General features: G+C 54.6%; 16 protein-coding genes and 1 pseudogene. 14 read left to right on the top strand and 3 right to left on the bottom strand.

Features of this window, described 5'->3' with window-relative positions; translation table 11 throughout:
* Positions 1-249: 249 nt before the first annotated feature.
* The 4 genes from aceE (at position 250) to BLW10_RS12030 (ending at position 8122) form a co-directional block, all read left to right on the top strand.
* Positions 250-2904, top strand: a complete 2655-nt coding sequence (gene aceE / locus BLW10_RS12045) for a pyruvate dehydrogenase (acetyl-transferring), homodimeric type (RefSeq protein WP_091335025.1) — start codon at positions 250-252, stop codon at positions 2902-2904.
* 62 nt (positions 2905-2966) lie between these two features.
* The gene (gene aceF / locus BLW10_RS12040) at positions 2967-4280 is read left to right on the top strand and encodes a dihydrolipoyllysine-residue acetyltransferase (protein WP_091335023.1); all 1314 of its coding nucleotides are present in this window, start codon (positions 2967-2969) and stop codon (positions 4278-4280) included.
* Positions 4281-4358: 78 nt separating this feature from the next.
* A complete protein-coding gene (lpdA, locus tag BLW10_RS12035) occupies positions 4359-6095 on the top strand; it encodes a dihydrolipoyl dehydrogenase (protein WP_091335022.1) in 1737 nt (578 codons plus the stop codon).
* 200 nt (positions 6096-6295) lie between these two features.
* Positions 6296-8122 carry an RNB domain-containing ribonuclease gene (locus tag BLW10_RS12030; protein ID WP_091335020.1) on the top strand — a complete coding sequence of 609 codons (1827 nt, stop codon included), beginning with the start codon at positions 6296-6298 and terminating at the stop codon, positions 8120-8122.
* A gap of 89 nt (positions 8123-8211) precedes the next feature.
* On the opposite strand, the gene mepK is transcribed toward BLW10_RS12030, so the two are convergent.
* Positions 8212-8754, bottom strand: coding sequence for a peptidoglycan L,D-endopeptidase MepK (gene mepK / locus BLW10_RS12025; protein ID WP_091335018.1), 543 nt, complete (start codon positions 8752-8754; stop codon positions 8212-8214).
* A gap of 322 nt (positions 8755-9076) precedes the next feature.
* Here mepK and BLW10_RS12020 point away from each other — a divergent pair, with 322 nt between their 5' ends.
* The 9 genes and pseudogenes from BLW10_RS12020 (at position 9077) to BLW10_RS11975 (ending at position 18327) form a co-directional block, all read left to right on the top strand.
* The gene (locus tag BLW10_RS12020; RefSeq protein WP_091335026.1) at positions 9077-9721 is read left to right on the top strand and encodes a lytic transglycosylase domain-containing protein; all 645 of its coding nucleotides are present in this window, start codon (positions 9077-9079) and stop codon (positions 9719-9721) included.
* Positions 9722-9817: 96 nt separating this feature from the next.
* On the top strand, positions 9818-10942 hold the full coding sequence (locus BLW10_RS12015; RefSeq protein WP_091335016.1) for a glycosyltransferase family 4 protein: 1125 nt from the start codon (positions 9818-9820) through the stop codon (positions 10940-10942).
* Between the two features lie 105 nt (positions 10943-11047).
* Entirely contained in the window at positions 11048-12385 is a 1338-nt protein-coding gene (locus tag BLW10_RS12010; protein ID WP_091335015.1) for a flippase, read from the top strand.
* A 23-nt stretch (positions 12386-12408) separates the two neighbouring features.
* Complete coding sequence (locus BLW10_RS12005) at positions 12409-13293, top strand: hypothetical protein (protein ID WP_143117070.1); 885 nt, start codon at positions 12409-12411, stop codon at positions 13291-13293.
* Positions 13294-13396: 103 nt separating this feature from the next.
* Positions 13397-13714, top strand: a pseudogene (locus BLW10_RS12000) (SDR family NAD-dependent epimerase/dehydratase); the annotation flags it as partial.
* A 142-nt stretch (positions 13715-13856) separates the two neighbouring features.
* Positions 13857-14795: an ATP-binding protein gene (locus tag BLW10_RS11990; RefSeq protein ID WP_091335011.1), complete on the top strand. Its 939-nt coding sequence runs from the start codon at positions 13857-13859 to the stop codon at positions 14793-14795.
* Complete coding sequence (locus BLW10_RS14040) at positions 14792-16597, top strand: class I SAM-dependent methyltransferase (protein WP_177169063.1); 1806 nt, start codon at positions 14792-14794, stop codon at positions 16595-16597. The genes BLW10_RS11990 and BLW10_RS14040 overlap by 4 nt, the downstream gene beginning before the upstream one ends.
* Entirely contained in the window at positions 16594-17835 is a 1242-nt protein-coding gene (locus BLW10_RS11980; RefSeq protein ID WP_091335009.1) for a glycosyltransferase family 4 protein, read from the top strand. The genes BLW10_RS14040 and BLW10_RS11980 overlap by 4 nt, the downstream gene beginning before the upstream one ends.
* Positions 17836-17874: 39 nt before the next feature.
* The gene (locus tag BLW10_RS11975) at positions 17875-18327 is read left to right on the top strand and encodes a DUF29 domain-containing protein (protein ID WP_091335008.1); all 453 of its coding nucleotides are present in this window, start codon (positions 17875-17877) and stop codon (positions 18325-18327) included.
* Here the strand turns inward: BLW10_RS11975 and BLW10_RS11970 are convergent.
* Both BLW10_RS11970 and BLW10_RS11965 read right to left on the bottom strand, forming a co-directional pair.
* On the bottom strand, positions 18317-19261 hold the full coding sequence (locus BLW10_RS11970; RefSeq protein ID WP_091335006.1) for a glycosyltransferase family 2 protein: 945 nt from the start codon (positions 19259-19261) through the stop codon (positions 18317-18319). The genes BLW10_RS11975 and BLW10_RS11970 overlap by 11 nt on opposite strands.
* Positions 19258-20343, bottom strand: a complete 1086-nt coding sequence (locus BLW10_RS11965) for a glycosyltransferase (protein ID WP_091335005.1) — start codon at positions 20341-20343, stop codon at positions 19258-19260. Before BLW10_RS11965 ends, BLW10_RS11970 begins: the two co-directional genes overlap by 4 nt.
* Before the next feature lie 165 nt (positions 20344-20508).
* Between BLW10_RS11965 and BLW10_RS11960 the strand changes: the two genes are divergently transcribed.
* Positions 20509-20693: transposase (locus BLW10_RS11960; protein WP_143116984.1), on the top strand; the 185-nt coding region annotated here is incomplete at its 3' end.

Genomic DNA, 20693 nt, shown 5'->3' with positions numbered 1-20693 from the left:
ATACGCTGGCCATCTGGATCAATCGCTCCCTAGGACGCCCCGATCTACAGTTCGAGGGGCTCATTACAGTTGGATAGAAAGTCGCGCATCGCGCAGCTATTCATTTTCAGCGTTTTTCCGCGTTTTCAGCGGCAATCATCCTCAGCGGATTGCATTGCTAAATCGAATCCTTAGTATTTAATCCATGCGAGGGATGCGGGTATACTCCCAGCTTTGTCCACTTGGACAGTGCCTTTGGAAGCTCAGTTAATGACCCACACGCCCGACATTGATCCACAAGAAACGCAAGAATGGCTCGACGCACTCGCGTCCGTCCTCGAACACGAAGGCGTCGAACGCGCCCACTTCCTACTTGAACGCCTAATCGACAAAGCACGGCGCTCAGGTGCCTACCTACCCTACAGCGCCAACACCGCCTACCTCAACACCATCCCGGTTCAAGCCGAACAACCCTTCCCCGGTGATCTCGCACTCGAACGGCGCATCCGCTCACTGGTGCGCTGGAACGCGATGGCGATGGTGGTACAAGCCAACCGCATCTCGACCGAACTCGGCGGCCATATTTCCAGCTTTGCCTCATCGGCGACGCTGATTGATGTTGCCTACAACCACTTTTTACACGCCCGCACCCCGGATCACGGCGGCGATCTCGTTTTTTTTCAAGGACACACCGCCCCCGGCATCTATGCCCGCGCCTTTCTCGAAGGACGCATCAGCGAAGAACAGTTACACAACTTCCGGCAAGAAGTCGATGGTCACGGACTGTCATCGTATCCACATCCGTGGCTGATGCCCGGATTCTGGCAATTCCCAACGGTATCGATGGGCCTCGGACCGTTGATGGCGATTTATCAAGCGCGATTCATGCACTATCTGCGTGATCGCGGACTGGTCAACACCGCTGGGCGCAAAGTCTGGGCGTTTCTCGGTGACGGAGAAATGGACGAGCCGGAATCGCTGGGCGCGATCTCACTGGCCGCCCGCGAGCGCCTCGATAATCTCGTCTTCGTCGTCAACTGCAATCTGCAACGGCTCGACGGGCCGGTGCGCGGCAACGGCAAAATTATTCAAGAACTCGAAGCGGTCTTTCGCGGCGCGGGCTGGAATGTCATCAAAGTCATCTGGGGCCGCTACTGGGATCCGCTGTTTGCCCGCGACAAACTCGGCCTGCTGCTCAAACGCATGGAAGAATGTCTCGACGGCGATTATCAAGCCTACAAAGCCAAAGGCGGCGCATACACCCGTGAGCATTTTTTCGGCAAATACGCGGAACTCAAAGCGATGGTTGCCAATATGTCAGATGAGGACATCTGGCGGCTCAATCGCGGTGGTCACGATCCGATTAAAGTCTTTAATGCCTATGCTGCTGCGATGACCGCCAGCGGCAAACCGACCGTGATTCTCGCCAAAACGGTCAAAGGTTACGGCATGGGCGTCGCTGGTGAAGGCATGAACATCACCCACTCGCAGAAAAAGATGGGTGAGAGTGCGCTACGCGCCTTCCGTGATCGTTTCAATATCCCGATCTCCGACGATCAAATTGACGCCACGCCCTTTTACAAACCGGCATCCGATAGTGCTGAGAGCCACTATCTGCACGCCCGCCGCGCCCAACTCGGCGGTTTTTTACCTGCCCGCCGCGATGATGCGCCCGCGCTGCCGGTGCCGCCGCTGGAAGCGTTCAAATCGCTGCTCGAAGGCAGTGGCGACAAAGAGCTATCGACGACGATGGCGTTTGTGCGCTTACTGACCCTATTGGTGCGCGACAAACAACTTGGTCAATATGTCGTGCCCATCGTCCCCGACGAGGCGCGAACCTTTGGCATGGAAGGCATGTTCCGGCAGTTGGGCATTTATGCCTCACAAGGTCAGCTCTACGAGCCGGTTGATTCTGACCAGGTGATGTATTACCGCGAAGACAAAAAAGGCCAGATTCTGCAAGAGGGCATCAACGAAGCTGGCGCAATGTCATCGTGGATCGCGGCAGCTACGGCCTACGCCAATCACGGCCAGAGCATGATTCCCTTCTATATCTATTATTCGATGTTCGGTTTCCAGCGCATCGGCGATTTAGCTTGGGCAGCGGGCGATATGCGGGCGCGGGGCTTTTTGATCGGCGGCACCGCCGGGCGCACCACGCTCGCTGGCGAAGGCTTGCAGCATCAAGATGGTCACAGTTTGCTGTTAGCCGCCACCATTCCCAACTGTGTCGCCTATGATCCAGCCTATGCCTATGAATTAGCGGTCATCGTGCAGGATGGGCTGCGACGGATGTATCAAGACCAAGAAAACGTCTTTTATTACATCACCGCGATGAACGAAAACTATGTTCAGCCCGCGCTGCCCGAAGGCAGCGCCGAGGGGATTCTCAAAGGCTTATATCCGGTGCGGCAGGCGGCAGCGTGTGAACAGCAGGTGCAATTACTCGGCTCGGGGAGCATTTTGCGCGAAGTGCTGGCCGCCGCTGACCTGCTCGAACAAGATTTCGGCATCGGCGCGACCGTGTGGAGCGTCACCAGCTTTAACGAACTGCGACGCGAAGGCATCGAGATCGAACGCTGGAACCGGCTGCATCCTGAGCAAGCGCCGCGTGCGACCTGGGTGGAAACCCAGCTTGGCGCGACCAGCGGCCCGATCATCGCCGCCACCGATTACATGCGCTTACACGCCGATCAAATCCGGCCCTATGTGACGCGGCGCTATGTCACGCTCGGCACCGATGGCTTTGGACGCAGTGATATGCGTCGTCAACTGCGGGCCTTCTTCGAGGTCAATCGGCAGCATATTGCGTTCGCTGCGCTCAAGGCGCTCGCCGATGAGGGTATGATTCCGCTGTCACGGGTGACGGACGCCCGCACGCAGTACCGCATTGATCCAGACAAGCCCAATCCGGTGCGGGTCTAAGTGATCTGAGTGGAACGGAGTTATTTGCGTCATCCGGCCAATCGTTTTCAGGAGCACTGTGCGTGTCAAGCCTCGAAGAGATCCGCTTGCCTGACATCGGCGATTTTGCCGCTGTCGAAATTATTGAGATTCTGGTTGCCGCAGGCGATCAGATCACGGCTGAACAATCCATTCTGACCCTTGAAAGCGACAAGGCGACGATTGAGGTTCCGGCACCCTGTGGGGGGCGAGTGCGCGAAGTCTTGGTTAAGACTGGGGAGCGCATCAGTCAGGGTGATTTGCTGATGCGTGTTGAGCTGGCGGACGCTGAAGCAGCGTCTGCGCCTGAACCGGAAGCGGCAGCAGCGGCAGCGGTTGCGCCCGCGCCAGCCGAGCCACCGCCCCGCGCTCCGGGCGAGAGCGAACGGCGGTTAGCGCCGGTGCTGCCGCGTCCTGAAGATATGACGGCGATTGCTCGCGGGCGTACCGCGCACGCCAGCCCAGCGGTGCGGCGCTTTGCGCGGGAATTGGGCGTTGATCTGGCGCGGGTGAAGGGCACTGGCCCCAAAGGTCGGCTGCTGAAAGATGACATTCAGGGCTATGTGAAACAGACGCTGGCGCAGGATGAGGGCGCGGCGGTGCCGAGTGCTGCTACTGCACTACCGCTGCCGAGTGTACCTGAGGTCGATTTCAGCCGCTTTGGGCCGACTGAGCTTCAGGAACTGCCGCGCATCCGCAAACTTAGCGGTCGCCATCTGCATCGCTGCTGGATGAGCATTCCGCATGTCACCCAGTTCGACGAAGCCGACATTACCGAACTGGAAGCCTTCCGCCATGCGCAGAAGGAAGCGTCGGCGCACGCGGGCGTCAAGCTCACGCTGCTGCCGTTCTTGCTCAAAGCGGTTGCGGTCGCGCTGACACGGATGCCGGTGCTCAAAGCCTCGCTGACGCCCGATGGCGAAAGCTTGGTACACAAGCATTACACGCATATTGGGGTCGCGGTCGATACGCCGAATGGTCTAGTTGTCCCGGTGGTGCGCGATGTTGACCACAAGGGACTGCATCAATTGGCCAGTGAATTAGCGGAACTGAGCGCCAAAGCCCGCGACGGCAAGCTGTTGCCGGGTGACATGCAGGGCGGCTGTTTCTCGATTTCCAGTCTCGGCGGCGTCGGCGGCACCGCATTTACGCCGATTGTCAACGCGCCCGAAGTCGCAATTTTGGGCGTCTCGCGGGCGGAGATGAAGCCGGTGTGGAACGGACGCGAATTTGTGCCGCGCCTGCTGCTACCGCTGTCACTGTCCTACGATCATCGCGTCGTCGATGGCGCAGATGGCGCACGGTTTACAAACCTGCTGCGCGAGCTGCTCGGCGACATCCGCCGCCTGCTGATCTAACAGCGATCTGCTAGGATGCGCAGTCTGATTCCCTAACCGATTGCCAGCGCCCGCCGCGCCCGTGAGAGTAGACGCAACATGAGCAACATCATCGAGGTCAAGGTTCCAGACATCGGAGATTTCAAGGAGGTGCAGATCATCGAGATCTTGGTCGCCCCCGGTGATCGGATCGAACCAGAGACATCCTTAGTTTCGGTCGAGAGCGACAAAGCCAGCATGGAAATTCCCGCGCCCGAGGGCGGAATTGTGCGGGCGATCACCGTCAAGATCGGGGATTTGATCTCGCAAGGCGCTGTGATTTTAACGCTGGAGCGCGACGCCGACGCCGCAGAACAGGCCGACAGCGCCGCTGCTGCTGACAGCATAGATGCCCCCATCAGTGCGACCAGCGCCCCAGATGCCAACCGCGAGCTTGTCACCGAAGTGGTGGTGCTGGGCGCGGGGCCGGGCGGCTATACCGCTGCCTTTCGCGCTGCCGATCTGGGTAAAAAAGTGGTGCTGATTGAACGCTACCCGACACTCGGCGGCGTCTGTCTCAATGTTGGCTGTATTCCGTCGAAAGCCCTGCTGCACACCGCCGCGATCATGGAAGAGGTCAAAAGCCTCGATGTCATGGGCGTGACCTATGGCGCACCGGAGGTCGATCTAGCCAAGATGCGGGCTGGTAAAGACAAGGTGGTCGCCAAACTTACCGGCGGACTAACGGCGCTGGCCAAACAGCGCAATGTCACAGTGCTTCAAGGCGTTGGGCGGTTTGAGTCGCCGAATCGCATCGGCGTTGAGACGCAAGCCGGACGGGTGCGAGTGCGCTTCGATCAAGCGATCATCGCCTGTGGCTCCGCGCCGCTGAAAATCCCCGGCTTTCCACACGAAGATTCACGGGTCATGGATTCGACTGACGCGCTGGCGCTGGCCGATATTCCCGAACGGCTGTTGATTGTCGGCGGCGGCATCATCGGGCTGGAAATGGCCAGCGTTTACAGCGCGTTAGGCTCGCGGATCGACGTGGTGGAATTGAAAAATCAGCTCATGCCCGGCTGTGATCCCGATCTAGTCAAAGCGGTCGAAAAGCTGATTAAACCCCGCTATGACAATATTTGGCTGGAAACCAAAGTGGCCAGCATGACCGCCGGCCCCGATGGAATTCAGGTTACGTTTGAGGGCAAACACCCTGGCACCGAGCTGTATGACAAGGTGCTGGTTGCGGTCGGACGGCTGCCTAACGGCAAGCGCATCGACGCTGAAGCCGCTGGAGTGGTCGTCGATCAGCACGGTTTTATCAAGGTTGACGCCCATCAGCGCACCAACGTGCCGCATATCTTCGCGATTGGCGATGTGGTCGGCGGCCCAATGCTGGCGCACAAAGCGACGCATGAAGCGAAGGTTGCCGCTGAGGTGATCGCTGGGCTGCCGTCGGTTTTCGATCCGCTCACCATTCCGTCGGTTGCGTACACCGATCCCGAGGTCGCGTGGATGGGTCTGACCGAGACGCAAGCCAAAGCTGACGGTATCCCCTATGAAAAAGGCGTGTTTCCCTGGGCAGCGAGCGGGCGGGCGCTCGGCATTCACCGTGATGAGGGCATGACCAAGCTGCTGTTTGATCCCGAAACCAAACGGCTGCTCGGCGCGGGAATTGTCGGCCCGAATGCTGGTGAATTGATCGGCGAAGCGGTGCTGGCGCTGGAAATGGGCGCGGATATGGAAGATCTCGGTTTGATGATTCACCCGCATCCGACCCTGTGCGAAACCATCGGACTTGCGGCAGAAATGGCGCACGGTTCGATTACCGATCTGCTACCGCCGAAAAAGCGTTAAACCCCTTTACGGGAGATGATTCAGAAATGAACACCAATGTTTTTTTCGTGCTGGACACTGACAGGCGACCGCTCGAATTTGGAATTTGAACCGCAAAGAACGCAAAGGACACAAAGTTAATTAAAAAATTTTGTGTCCTTTGCGCCTGTGCGGTTCAACATTTGATCGTTTTTTAATCTGCTTGCCGGGATCATAACGCTTTGCCGACACATCAAGTGACACCGCCGCTCGACAGTCTCGTTCTCTATAAAAACAAACCGGCGCGGGTCGCCGCGCTGGGTGACAAAATCGACATCGAGTTAGCTGGCGGCCAAACCAAACGTGTCCGGCCTAAGGACATCGAATTATTGCATCCCGGGCCACTGCGCCAGATCGCCGATCTCGTCCCGCTCGACGGCGAGCTGACCGCCGCTTGGGAGCTGCTGGAAGGTACCGAAACCACGCTGCGTGAGTTAGCCGAGTTAGCCTTCGATGCTTACACCCCAGCGAGCGCCTGGGCCGTGTGGCAGCAGGTTGCCGAAGGGCTGGCGTTTGTCGGCACGCCAAGTGCGATTCAGGTGCGCTCGCGTGAAATCGTCGAGCGCGAACGCGCCGAGCGTGAAGCCAAAGCCGCTGCGGATCAGGCATGGCGGGCGCTGCTCGAACGCCTCGCGGCCGCCCGTCCCGCGCCCGACGATGCGCCGCATCTGGGCGAGATTGAGCGGCTGGCAGTCGGTCAATCCGATCAAAGCCGGATTCTCGCCGCCCTCGGTCATGCGCAAACCCCAGAAAGCGCCCATCGAGCGTTGATCCAGATTGGCCACTGGCCAGAACATCACAACCCGCATCCGCGCCGCTGCGGTGCGCCGCTTGTTGATCTCGACCTGCCGATTCCCGATTTAGCCACAGAAACACGGCTTGATCTCACCCATCTGTCGGCCTACGCCATTGACGACGAAGGCAATCAAGATCCCGATGATGCGCTGAGTCTCGACGGCGAACGGCTGTGGATTCATGTCGCTGATGTCGGCGCACTGGTGCGACCCGAAAGCGACTTGGAGTGCGAAGCCCGCGCACGCGGCGCGAATCTGTATCTGCCCGAAGGCGTGATTAACATGCTGCCGGGCGCAGTCACCGCACAGCTCGGATTGGGCTTACAGGAGATTTCGCCGGCGCTATCGTTTGCGGTCTGTTGTGACAGTGAGGGCGCGATCCGCGATGTTGAGATTCATCGCACCTGGGTGCGCGTCACGCGCCTGAGTTACGACACCGTCGAGCAGCGCCTCCACGAAGCGCCCTTCGCCACACTGCGGGCGATCACCGACCGCTATCGCGCCCGTCGCTTCGCGCTCGGTGCCAGTCGGCTGGATCTACCCGATGTCAGCGTGCGCGTCACCGCTGGTCAGGTGTGCATCCGTCCGCTGCCGCGTTTAGTCAGCCGCGAACTGGTCGCCGACGCGATGCTCATGGCCGGTGAAGCGGTGGCGCGGCTGTGTTCTGAACACGCGATTCCGATTCCCTTTGCCAGCCAGCCGCCGCCGGATTCCAGCGATGACAGCGCCGATTTAGCCAGCATGTATGCGCGGCGACGCGGCTTCAAACCGACGCGCTTAGTGCTAGAGCCGGAGCGTCATGCTGGATTGGGTCTCGATTATTACACGCGAGCCACCAGCCCACTGCGGCGCTATTCGGATTTACTGGTGCATCAACAGCTCCGCGCTTGGCTCGATGGTACCCCGCTGTTAGAGCGCACCCAGGTGCTCGAACGCATCGGCGAAGCCGAACAGTCGTCGATAGCCGTGCGACGCGGTGAACGGCTGTCGAATCAGCATTGGAAGCTAGTCTATCTCAAGGACAACCCGAACTGGACGGGTGAAGGCGTGGTGGTGGCGCTTGAAGAGCGCCGCGCCGTGTTGCTGATTCCAGAACTGGCGCTGGAAACCCGGCTGCGCGTGCGCGATGGGGTGACACTTAATCAGACGCTCAAGCTGGGCGTCAACGACGTTGATCTGCCGGAACTGAGCGTCAGCTTTCGCGTGTTAGGCTGAAACGATCTGAAACGAGCAGAAAATAGCGGAAAAGATTGGAACGCATCGGGCGGGGTCGGGAGCCGACCCCAAGCACTGAACTGAACCGTTCACGCACCCCAGGTGCGCACTGAGCCGGTATCGAGATGCACGAAATCCGAGCGACGATAATAACCGACACCGCCGCGTCCGAGTGCAATCGCGGCATCGCGCAAGCGGCGTGTAGAGTAATCCGGAAAGCGCACATCAATCGCCTGGCCCCATAAATGCAGGCTATTTTTGGCGACACCGCTAGAAGCTTTGCGCAGGCGTGAATTGGTTTTGGGTGAGCGGTAACCGCTGATGACATCAAAGCTGGCGTGCGTATCGCCGAGGCGCAGCTTCAGATCGTAGAGGATGTCGAACAGGCGCGGATCCATATTAGTGACATCGCCGGTGCGAAAATCACGGAAAAAGTAGTTCAGGCGTTGCAGCGCGGCCCGTTGATAGATGTCGCCGATCCGGTACGTGACATCAATCAGCTCATCGGTATGCAGGTGTCGAAACGACAGCACCCGTGGACGGTCAAGTAAACGGCGTGAAAAAAACGGTGCCGCCGCAACAGGCGCGGCAACAGCCGCCAGCGCAGCACTCAAAAAGTAACGTCGGTTCATGCTCCCCCCCGGTACATTTAGTGACGTTAATACTATAAGAAGATTCGATTATAGTGTTGATGACCGATGAGTCCAATCAAATTTTGTGTTTTTCACGGTACAAATGTTTAGACATCACTTGAAGAACCCATCCTAAGTATCGGGCTACAAAGCTAACCCGGACGCACAGCGCACGCGCTATGATTGCGCACCAGCGGCGGTTTTGGGGATCGGATGCGTGGGACAAAGCGTGATAACAAGCAACAATCAGTCAAACGGGTGGACGTGGAGTCTGCGCCAAACGGCCTGTGCGCTGGCGCTGGTGTGTGGCGCAAGCGGGCTGATGCGTGCCGAACCGACGCGGGCGGATATCTATAAATATGTGGATGCAGCGGGAAACGTGTATTTCACTGACGCCCCGTTGCAGGGCAATCGCTATAAACTCGAATGGCATCGTGAGTCGCAAACCGTAGCGCGAGCGGTGGTGTCGCGTCCGCTGCCCAAAAGTCGCCCACCGACCATCAGTCATGCACCGCTGCCAGCGACCAAGCTCAGTGCGTCGCTTGCGTCACGGCGGGCGCTTTATCATACGCTGGTGCTGGCTAATGCGCGGCGCTATGGTCTCTCACCGAGTTTGCTGCACGCGGTGATCCGCGCTGAGTCGGCCTATGATCCGAGCGCCGTGTCGCGGGCCGGGGCGCAGGGCTTAATGCAGCTGATGCCGGGCACGGCGGCGCGTTATGGGGTGCAAAATAGCTTCGATCCAGCCGAGAATATTCGCGGCGGTGCCGCCTATTTGCGCGATCTGTTAGATATGTTCGATCAGGATGTCAAGCTGGCGCTGGCTGGCTATAACGCCGGTGAAGGGGCGGTGATTAAGCATGGTCGCCAGATTCCGCCCTATGCTGAAACGCAGGATTATGTGCGCAAGGTGTTGAGCTTTTATGCAGCAGAACGTCCGAATAGCTTTATTTTGTCGGCGCGGTAAAAATTTGTGTGTTTTGTGCGCCTAGAGACGTAGAACCAGCGCGTGGCTCGATCAATGGCGATGGATCGGAACAGAAGATAGCTCTTTTTGGGGAATATGATTACACGATACCAAACAAAACCGCCGCTATTGCTAATCACACGCAACTTTCCGCCGCTCTGGGGTGGGATGGAGCGACTTAATTGGCACATGGCGCAAGAGCTAAACCGTCGTTATCAGGTGCATGTCATTGCGCCTACGGGAGCTGAAGAACAGGCACCAGAACAGGTTGATGTCACTGAGGTCGCGTTGCGTCCGCTATGGCGTTTTCTGTTGGAGGCGGTGATTCAGGCAGTGATTCAGGCGCGGCGGCTGCGTCCGGCAGTTGTGTTAGCCGGAAGTGGGTTGACGGCTCCTTTGGCATGGTTAGCGGCGCGGGTGTGCGGTGCGCGAGCGGTTGTCTATGTGCATGGTCTGGATATCGTGGTGCCGAATCGGCTCTATCGGGCGTTGTGGCGGCCACTGTTGCGACGCATGGATAGCGTGATCGCTAACAGTCATGCGACGGCAGCTTTGGCTGAAGGTGCAGGGGTCGCAGTGTCGCGTTTGCGCATCGTGCATCCAGGGGTCGAATTGCCTGAGTTAGATGCTGGTGCGCGTGAGCGTTTCCGTGTCCGTTATGGGCTTGGCGATGTGCCGCTGTTGCTATCGGTCGGGCGGCTGACAGCGCGGAAGGGGTTGCGTGAGTTCGTGGCGGATGTGCTGCCGCGTATTGTGGCGCAGCGGCCAGATGTGCAATTGCTTGTCATTGGTGATGTGCCAAAGCAGGCGCTCTTTGCCGAGGGCCAGACGCCGGAGAGTATTCGGGAGGTTGCGCGGGCGGCGGGGGTGAACGGGCATGTCCGATTTCTTGGCACAGTATCTGAAACTGACTTAGCAGATGCTTATCAAGCAGCAGATGTCTTTGTATTTCCGGTACGCGAGGTTCTAGGAGACATCGAAGGCTTTGGAATGGTCGCAATCGAGGCAGCGGCGCATGGTTTGCCGACGGTAGCCTATGCCGTCGGCGGGGTTATTGATGCAATCGGTGACGGCGTTTCGGGTCGTCTGATCCAATTTGGTGACCATGCCGACTTTGCAGAAGCCGTGCTTGAGGTGCTCGATCATCCATTTAATACCAAGCAAATTCGTGCTTATGCTGAACAATTCGCTTGGGGGCGATTTGGGGAAATTGATTTATGAGCATCACTCCTGTCGCCGACAAAAATTAAAAAGATGATTGACAGATAGCCGTTTTGAGTACGAGTTTTTCTCAACACGCACCTTACGAGAAATAAGCATTTCAAGATGACCCTTATCCCCGCCTTCATTTATCGCCGCATCGCGCATCGGCCTAATCTGGTCAGGATCGTCGATAACATCGGCTGGCTGTTTTTCGATAAGCTGTTGCGCATGGGGGTGGGGCTGCTGGTCGGTGTGTGGGTGGCGCGTTATCTTGGGCCAGAGCAATTTGGTCTGTTGAATTTTGCTCTGGCGTTTACGGGGCTGTTTGCCGCGATTGCTACACTGGGTTTGCCGGAAATTGTCGTGCGTGACATTGTGCGCGATCCTGAGAATGCGCAAATGACCTTAGGTACAGCGGCGGTTTTGCAACTTATCGGCGGTTTAGTTGCGTATGTGCTGATGTTGGTTGCGATTGTTTATCTGCGTCCTGATGATACGTTGCTACGCAGTATCGTAGCGATTCTTGGGGCGATGATGCTGTTGAAAGCGAGTGAGATAGCTGTTTATTGGTTCGAGTCGCAAGTTCAGTCGAAATATACGGTTTGGGTGCAGAATAGTGTGTTTCTGGTCTTTGCGGCGGTTAAGGTGTTGCTAATTTTGCAGCAGGCGTCGCTAATTTCATTTGTGTGGGTGATGTTTGCTGAGGCGTTAGTGATTGCAATGATTTTGCTGGTCATTATGGGACAGCACGGGCCGACGCTATGCAGTTTACGGGTGAGCATTGAGCGAAGCACGGCGTTGTTGCGAGACAGTTGGCCGATGATCCTTGCATCGATTGCGGTTACAGTTTATATGAGGATCGATCAACTCATGCTTGGTCAGATGATTGGCGATGAAGCGGTTGGGATTTATAGCGCGGCTGTTAGGATCAGTGAAGTTTGGTACTTTATTCCGATGGCGATTGTAGCGTCGGTTTTTCCGGCGATTCTGGAAGCCAAACAAAAAAGTGAATCTCAATATTATGCTCGCTTACAAAAGCTCTACGATTTAATGGTTATTATTAGTGTATCTGTTGCGCTTCCTATGACGTTTTTGGCAACTCCCATCATTGTTTTACTGTTTGGAGAAGCCTATATTAGCGCCGGTACCGTACTCGCCATATATATATGGGCATCAATTTTTGTTTTTCTTGGCATTGCAAGTGGTAAGTGGTTCCTTGCTGAGGATCACCAAATGCTACTTTTGCGACGATCCTTAATTGGAAGTATTGCTAACATTGGATTAAATTTGTGGCTTATTCCTCTTTATGGTGCAGTAGGTGCTGCATCTGCGACTGTTATTTCTCAAGCAATAACCACTTTGTTTTTTGATTTATTACAAGCTGTAACGCGACCAATGTTTTTGATGAAGCTTACTGCGATGAATCCGTTGAGAATTTTAATTTTTGTGAGAAAAATTTGATTAAAAAAGAGTTCTATATTAATATGAAATATCTTATTTCTTTTGCTGATAGTCGCATGCGTCGCTCACTTGAGCGTCTTTCGAAGCAAGCGAGTGAATTTAGTATATTTAATGCAATTTATCTGTTAGATGAATGTGACCTTTCTTCTGAATTTAGGAGGCAATTTAAAGACAGATTAATATTTGGTTCAAGAGGGTACGGCTATTGGTCATGGAAGCCAGAAGTAATTGCAAGTGTTCTTGATAAAATCAGCGATGGCGATTGTTTACTCTATCTTGATGCTGGTTGTCATTTGAACCTCCGAGGTAAGAAACGTCTGATTGAATACTTTGATATTTTAGAGAAAGCAGATAAAGGAATTATAGCTTTTCAAGCGGATGCACCGAATAGCGAAAACTCTAATTTACGCTATGATGGTCGCAAATTGTTTAACCAACCAAACCTTCATTATATTAAAGGCGATTTATTGGATTATTTTGAAACGAGAGGAAACACTGCCATTTTGAATGCGCAAGCAATAGGGGCAGGCGTTATTCTGATAAAAAAATCTAAAGATTCAGTGGCTATTATCAATGAATGGAAAAAAATTATTTGGGAACGGTTCGATTTGGTTGACGATACTCCATCGGTATCTCCCAACTTGCTGGGTTTTATTGAGCATCGACATGATCAGGCAATCTGGACTTTACTTTGTATTAAGCATTGTGTGAAAACACTTTCAGCTTATGAATATTGGTATCCAAAAAGTAACACAGAAAAGCTTATCCCTGATTGGGATGCTTTACAGAATTTTCCAATTCACGCGAAGCGTGATAAAGATTTTGGATATCTACGTAACACAGTAATAAAATTAAATCGGCTTTCATACAGATTAGAATCTGCTATTTTAAAACTTAAAAACATTTAATCTGCTGGTAGTGCCCCAATCTATATGATGGCGACCGATCTAAATCTTTGATCAGGAAAGGCAAAAAAGTTTTCTCATCATATAGATTGGGGCACTACCAATCTGCTATGTCGATGATCTAATTGAGGGATTCGTGCGCTTGATGAACAGCCCGGATGCACTGACAGGCCCTGTCAATTTGGGGAATCCGGGTGAGTTCAGTATGATCGAATTAGCAGAAAAAGTACGTGACCTGACCGGATCATGTTCGGAATTTATTTATAAGCCCTTGCCTAAAGACGACCCAAAACAACGTCAACCTGATATTCGACTTGCTCGGGAAGCGTTGAAATGGGAGCCGAACATCACGCTTGATGAAGGACTGAAGCCGACGATTGCCTATTTCGATCAATTGCTGGCAAGGATTGGCCGTGACACATGATATACGCTGGAAACAACGTTTTGATAACTTTCAACGCGCCTTGCATCAATTAACGCTCGCTATTGAACTCACAAAACAGCGCCTGCGGTTCAATCTTGAACAGCTCAATCTCTAATCACAGAATGAAAACCGACAAGCCGACATGACCCCCGAAGAACTCTTAGCCTTGATCCGCCAGGGCGAGAACTCCGGCGTCGAGTTCAAGCGCGACGATCTGCGGCGCGAACAACAGGCCGCGTTGTTTGCATCGGGAGGACTACTACATGCTGAACTGCTGCCCGTTTCCGGGACCGCACTAGCCGATCTCGACCGCGTGCGTCTGACCGATTATCTGGGGCGGGTGTTGACGGATGAGGTACCGCAGGACGAGCGGGGATGGCTAGAGCGGCTCTGCGGTCTCGGCTTCATGCATGAACGAGACGACGGCCCTCCCGTCTGCACTATTGCCGGTGTCGTGTTGTTCGCTCACCGTCCGCGCCGTCTACTGCGACAGGCCGGATTGCGCTGGATGGCATTTTCGGGCAATGACATGGATTACCGATCACTGGACGATCAGGTGCTGGATGCGCCACTGGTCGGACTGTGGTCGGTGTCCGGAACGGGGCAGGTGTTTCGAGCACAGGACGGCCTGATCGAAATCTTCATGGAGCGGTCGCTGCCGTTCCTGTCGGACGAATCGGCGGAACTGGCGGAGCATCTGCGCCGTGAACGGCACTGGTATTATCCGCCCGAGGCGATACGGGAAGCGCTACTCAATGCCTTTGCTCATCGCGATTGGACGCGCCCGGCGGAAGTCGAGGTCGTGCGCTATGCCGACCGCCTGACGCTGACCAGCCCTGGTGCGCTCCAGAATTCCATGACCATCGATAAGATGCTGGCCGGTCAGCGATCCGCTCGTAACCCGATCATTGTCGAGGTGCTGCGTGACTATGGCTATGTTGACGCTCGCGGCATGGGGGTGCGGCGCAAGATCGTGCCGCTGGTTCGTCAATCCACGGGAACCCCCCCGGTCTTTGAGGCGACAGACGATTTCCTGCGTGTCACACTCCCCATCACGCCGACGGCTAAACATTCCCTATGACACCAATTGTTGCACCACCGCCTAGTCCGCTGAACACCGCTGTTTTGTTTTTGGTGTTCAACCGACCCGATACGACGGCGCAAGTTTTCGAGGCGATTCGCCAGGCCAGACCACCACGGCTTTATGTCGCCGCCGATGGGGCGCGAGCAGGGCGTGACGGCGAAGCGGAGCGAGTGGCCAAGGTTCGAGACATTGCAACAGCGGTCGATTGGTCGTGCGATGTCAAAACATTGTTTCGAGAGCAAAATTTAGGTTGTAAGCTCGCGGTGAGCAGCGCAATCACTTGGTTTTTCGAACAGGAAGAACAGGGAATCATTCTTGAAGATGATTGTTTGCCCCACCCGGATTTCTTCCGCTTCTGTGATGTGCTGCTGGAACGCTATGCGGAAGACGAGCGGGTCTCTGTCATCACCGGGGACAATTTCCAACGGGGCCGCCGGCGCGGTGATGCTTCGTACTATTTCTCCAAGTACAACCACGTTTGGGGTTGGGCGTCTTGGCGGCGGGCCTGGCGGCTCTATGACGGGAATCTGAGCTTCTGGCTGGAGTGGAAAACCTCGGCAGATTGGCGTGAGCGGACTCCGGATGCGGTTGAGCGCCGCTATTGGGAGGTAATCTTTGACCGAATGGCGCGTGGTGAGATTGATACTTGGGATTATCCCTGGACGGCAAGTGTTTGGTATCGCGGCGGTCTGACGGCAACGCCCAACGTGAATTTGGTGACGAATATCGGGTTTGGGGAGGATGCAACGCATACGCGCGGGGCGCTGCGGCGGCATGTCTTGCCACGTCAGGCGCTCGGAACCATTGCGCATCCAACCAATGTTGCGCGTGATGGTCAAGCGGATGATTTTGTCTTTCGGCACCACTTCACGAGTCGGCTTTCCCGCGCCTCGCGTTCTGTCCGATCCGTGTTTGCAGCGATTCGTGGTGGAAAGGGATCGCCCTGCCATGCCTCAGAGGTCAATCTGACTTGGTGTGCCGAGGATCTGGCGACCTATCTGGCGCGTTTCAGTTATGGTCACGGACTGGATATTCAAGCACTCTGGGCAGAGATGGACAGGGTTTGGCGCGCGCTTGGTCTGGACAATCGCAAACCGCTGGCAGAACAGCGGATCGATGACTTCTATGCCCATCCGGTTTGGGTGCTCAATGGTCTTTTCTCAGAGTCTGACCCTGAATCCCTGGCCCATCGGCAAGCGATTGCCGACTATCTTGGCGATACCTGGGCTGAGCGCCCAGACCTGCGCATCGCGGATTTCGGCGGCGGTTCGGGCACCCTCGCGCGACAGATCGCCGACAGGATTCCGGGCGGCGTCCGCATCGAGATCATCGAACCCTTTCCGGCCGAGTTCTTCCAGCGACGTTTAGCTGGACACGAAGAGATCGTCTTTCGCGAATCCTTCTCCCCGGACGGCTACGACGTGGTGATCGCTCAGGACGTGCTGGAGCATGTCGAGAAGCCCATCGAACTGGCTCTGCGGTGCATCGCCGCCACTCGCGTGGGTGGTATGGTGCTATTCGCAAACTGTTTTCATCCCTTCATCGCCTGCCATCTGCCCTCGACCTTCTATCTGCGGCATACCTTCAGATATGTCATCGACTCGTTGGCATTGGTTTATGTTGGCTGCGTGCCGGGTGCATCGCATGTCCAGATCTTCAGGAAGGTGGGCGAAGTGGACCGATCCGGCGTTAACCGACGCGCGCGGATCGCCCGTGCGCTGGGGCCGCTTCTGAATCTGGCGGGAAGACTCCTCGCTTTGCTCAAATCCTGGGTGCGAAAAGCAGGCACCCAACCATGAACATCTGGCACCTAAGCGAATCCGATCTCCTCGGCGGCGCTGCGCGCGCGGCCTATCGCATCCATCGGGCACTGCGCGCGTCGGGGGTCGATTCGCGGATGCGGGTGATGCGCGCGCGCTCGGGCGATCCGACCGTGCGGGGTGCGACGACCAAGCTGGAGAAGCTCGTCCATCTGGGGTGTTCGGAGTTGGAAGCCGCCGCGATGCGGCTGATGCGAACGGCCAACCCGGTGCAGCACTCGGCCGCCATCTTGCCCTCCCGCTGGCCAGCCCGGATCGCGCGCTCCGACGTCGATCTGGTTCATCTGCATTGGATGGGCTCGGTGATGCTCTCGGTCGCCGACATCGCGCGGGTCCGTCGGCCCATCGTCTGGACCCTGCACGATATGTGGGCCTTCTGCGGCGCGGAGCATTACGCGACGGATGACCGCTGGCAGACCAGCTACACCACAGGCAATCGCCCAGCGGGAGAGGCCGGGCCGGATCTCAACCGCTGGACCTGGAACCGCAAGCAGCGCCACTGGACGCGCCCCATACAGATCGTTACCCCGAGCCGCTGGCTGGCGGATTGCGTGCGCCAGAGCGCATTGATGGCGGACTGGCCGGTCGAGGTGATCCCCAATGCGCTGGATACCGAGTTCTGGAGCCCAATCGACCCGCCGGCCGCGCGCCATCTGCTGGGTCTGCCGCCGACCGGTCCGCTGCTGCTGTTCGGTGCCTACGATGGTGCGGTCGATCCGCGCAAGGGTTTCGATCTGCTCGCCGAGGCGCTCGTGCGGCTGCGCGGTCAGGTGCCGGATCTTCGGCTGATTGTGATCGGGCAGGCGGAGCCGGAGAACGCGCCGGATCTCGGTTTTCCCGTCCACTACTGTGGGCGGCTGAACGATGACCTCAGTCTGCGCGTCATCTACAGCGCGGCGGACGCCATGCTTGTCCCGTCGCGTCAAGAAGCATTCGGTCAAACGGCGTCGGAGGCACTGGCCTGCGGAACGCCCGTGATCGCCTTCGATATCGGCGGTCTGCCCGATATTGTCGAACACCAGCGCACCGGCTATCTCGCCCAAGCATTCGATGTTGATGACCTAGCTAACGGCATTCTTTGGGTTCTTGCTAACACCGAGCGAGCGGCACTCCGTCAGCAGGCCCGCCAGCGGGCGGTAGAACGATTTGCTTATCCCGTCATTGCCGAACAGTATCGACAACTCTATAAGCAAGTGCTTGGGTCTATTTCAACTTGAGCACTGAATATAACATCAAAACCAAAGAGCACTGCATTAATGAACGCAACCCTGTATGAGACCGACATTCATGCTTGGACGTGCCAAACAGCGGAATTGCTCAAACAACGTCGTTTCCAAGATATTGACATTGAGCATCTGATTGAGGAACTGGAGAGCATAGCTAAACGTGATCGCCAGGAATTAATCAGCCGCTTGAAAATCCTGCTGGCGCACCTGCTCAACTGGCGGTTCCAGCCCGCGCATCGAAGCGGCTCATGGCGCGGATCAATTTTAGAGCAACGGCTACGCATTCGTGACCTCCTGCAAGACTGTCCGAGCCTCAAACCATTTCTGCCCGAGGCTATCACAGCGGCTTACGCTGATAGCACAAAATTAGCGAGCAAGGAGACAGGATTACCGCTAACACTTTTTCCAAAACAATCACCCTATTCAGGCGATCTTTTGTTAGAGGATGATTGGTTTCCTGATGAAGTAACATCTATCCTTTAATTTTGCCTTGTGATTGTTTTCGTACCATAATGAACAGACGCATACGCTTAACAAGATAAACTGCAAAATAACGACCGAGATACAACGCAACACCAAGCAAATATAATCGTGGAATTGGATAGTGTTTACGAAAAAGTGCCATGACATCCTGAATATTACGATGGGAGCGTCTATCGTGCAGACTATGCAGAAAAGCGCGTAAATTCAGTATTTCGGGATAAGAAGCAGCACTTGTACGGGTATCGTCGATATCAACGAAAGCACTGGTTGCGACATAGAGCGGGATATTGTATTTGCGAGCACGCAGATAAAAATCATGGTCAGCCCCATAATGCGGCAAGACCGCTTCATCAAAGAGACCTAAGCAGTTAAATACACTTACAGGCAGAATCACACCCCTTCCACCAATAATAAGCTCAACAGGCAACACAGCTTGAGCCGCCATCGCAGAAGACCATCGGCGTGGGCCTAAAATCGTTGGAAAGCCGAGCAAAAAATTGCTACGTGGACTGATGGCTGTAATATTTCCGCTGCGCCAGTCGCGCTGAATCGGGGCAATGATCGCATCAGGATGCTTCTGTGATAATGATCGCAGAGTGCCCAGCGTCTCAGGTGTTACGTAGCAATCATTATTGAGTAGCATGATGGCACGCGCCCCTAGCGTTAAAGCTGAACGAATGCCAAGATTGGTGGCTCCCGTCCACCACAGTTCGGGTAATCCTTCAATACGTATCACTTCAGGGTATTCAGTCGCCAGCATTTCTTGTGTGCGACCATCAGTACCGTGATCGACAACCAATATTTTGAAATGCTGATCTTGACTAGCCCGTAAAGCGTCCAGACAGCGCTGGGTTTGATCGCTGCCGTTAAAATCAGTGATGACGATCAATAAATCCTTTTCAAGGATTTCAAAAATCTGCACACTCGTTTTCATAAAACAGATTTAGCTAACATGATCTCATCAAGTGCTTTCATTAATTGTTTTGCAATTGCTTTCCATTCTAAAGAAGCAGGGAAAGGCGCAATTTGTGGATTCACGAGTTGACGGCGGATTGCTTCAGCCATATCAGCAACATTTGGACGACACAAGGACTGAGGCGCATCACGGAAGATCTCACGATGACCGGCAATATCAGTGGCAACTACGGGTTTTCCACAGCTGAGATATTCAGCGATTTTGCAGGCACCACACATAGCATTGAAGGCATTATCAGCATAGGGAACTGTAACTAGATCACAAGCAGCGATCAGCTCTGGCACCTGCTCCTGCGGAACAGCTCCGAGATAGTGAATCCAAGTTTCAGTAAGAGAAACGCGGGATAAAGTACCAGCGAGCAGTAGGTTAAGATCAAATCCTTCTGTACGTAATTGATGACAAGCATCAATTAACAAAGGGCCACGCGCCGACTGAATAGAACCAAAATAACCAATTAATATAGCTTCAGCAGGCAAACCTAAATTTAATCGAGTAACATTTTGTTTCTTTCTTTTAAAAAGATGACGATCTACACCGTTCTCAATTAACAACCGATTGGCATTCAGTAGTGCCAATCGCTCCATAAGTGGTATGCTTGCACAGAGTAGAAGATTTGCGTTAGTTACTGCTTTATGAAAAAACGCATTCATTCCTAGTATACGATTGCTGGCAAAAGCAGGATAGTAATCGTAAACATCGAAGATAAAAGGGATCCCCAGTTTGCGAGCAAGTTGCAGCCCAAGATAGCCAATATGACTATCACCGCTTGCAATTAGTATATCTGGCGGGTCAAGACGTAGATTTTTCCACAGTTTAATCAATGAACCTAATAAAGTTGTTGGAGTTATCGGAAGTGTGCGAAACACAACTCCATCTAATTCATGCTGCTCAACGTGTGAGTGACGATAGTCGATAGCAGCAACAATAATCTTTGCTCCGAGCCGATTCAATTGTATAGGTAAATGATAAAGACGCCCGAAGCGATCATTAATTAAATCTTTTCCTGTATAGTAACGTTTGCAAAGCAAATAGATTTTCATCTGTTTTTATGTGTTATTCTCAATAAACTTGCAATAAGCAGCTTGAAAATAAGCTGGCATTCAGACTGAGAGGCTGTCTAAAAACTAAACTATTGATTTTGAAGTAGATTTTTTCGAGAATATGGCAAATTTTGCGAGTTAATTAAAATCACTCATATCGTGAATATGACTTCAGAAAAAAACTCTTCGCCAAAATATCCAAGCGATATCTCCGATGAAGAATGGGAGATTGTTGAAAAAATCTTCGAAGAACTTGAGCCTTATACAACAGGCCGCCCAAGATCAAGTGATCTACGCGAAATCTTGAATGCTATCTTTTATTTAAACAAAACAGGTTGTCCGTGGCGTTA

Origin of the sequence: Allochromatium warmingii (assembly GCF_900107145.1) — a bacterium.
Classification (GTDB): Bacteria; Pseudomonadota; Gammaproteobacteria; order Chromatiales; family Chromatiaceae; genus Thermochromatium; species Thermochromatium warmingii.
The sequence above is the reverse complement of the archived record's forward strand: the minus strand, read 5'-3'. Positions and strand labels throughout refer to the sequence as shown.

Coding starts and splice junctions, on each gene's coding strand:
- BLW10_RS14040 (WP_177169063.1), top strand. CDS start 14,792: ATGACACCAATTGTTGCACCACCGCCTAGTCCGCTGAACACCGCTGTT.
- BLW10_RS12010 (WP_091335015.1), top strand. CDS start 11,048: ATGACCCTTATCCCCGCCTTCATTTATCGCCGCATCGCGCATCGGCCT.
- lpdA (WP_091335022.1), top strand. CDS start 4,359: ATGAGCAACATCATCGAGGTCAAGGTTCCAGACATCGGAGATTTCAAG.
- BLW10_RS11990 (WP_091335011.1), top strand. CDS start 13,857: ATGACCCCCGAAGAACTCTTAGCCTTGATCCGCCAGGGCGAGAACTCC.
- BLW10_RS11975 (WP_091335008.1), top strand. CDS start 17,875: ATGAACGCAACCCTGTATGAGACCGACATTCATGCTTGGACGTGCCAA.
- aceE (WP_091335025.1), top strand. CDS start 250: ATGACCCACACGCCCGACATTGATCCACAAGAAACGCAAGAATGGCTC.
- BLW10_RS11965 (WP_091335005.1), bottom strand. CDS start 20,343: ATGAAAATCTATTTGCTTTGCAAACGTTACTATACAGGAAAAGATTTA.
- BLW10_RS11970 (WP_091335006.1), bottom strand. CDS start 19,261: ATGAAAACGAGTGTGCAGATTTTTGAAATCCTTGAAAAGGATTTATTG.
- BLW10_RS12005 (WP_143117070.1), top strand. CDS start 12,409: ATGAAATATCTTATTTCTTTTGCTGATAGTCGCATGCGTCGCTCACTT.
- BLW10_RS12015 (WP_091335016.1), top strand. CDS start 9,818: ATGATTACACGATACCAAACAAAACCGCCGCTATTGCTAATCACACGC.
- mepK (WP_091335018.1), bottom strand. CDS start 8,754: ATGAACCGACGTTACTTTTTGAGTGCTGCGCTGGCGGCTGTTGCCGCG.
- BLW10_RS12020 (WP_091335026.1), top strand. CDS start 9,077: ATGCGTGCCGAACCGACGCGGGCGGATATCTATAAATATGTGGATGCA.
- BLW10_RS11980 (WP_091335009.1), top strand. CDS start 16,594: ATGAACATCTGGCACCTAAGCGAATCCGATCTCCTCGGCGGCGCTGCG.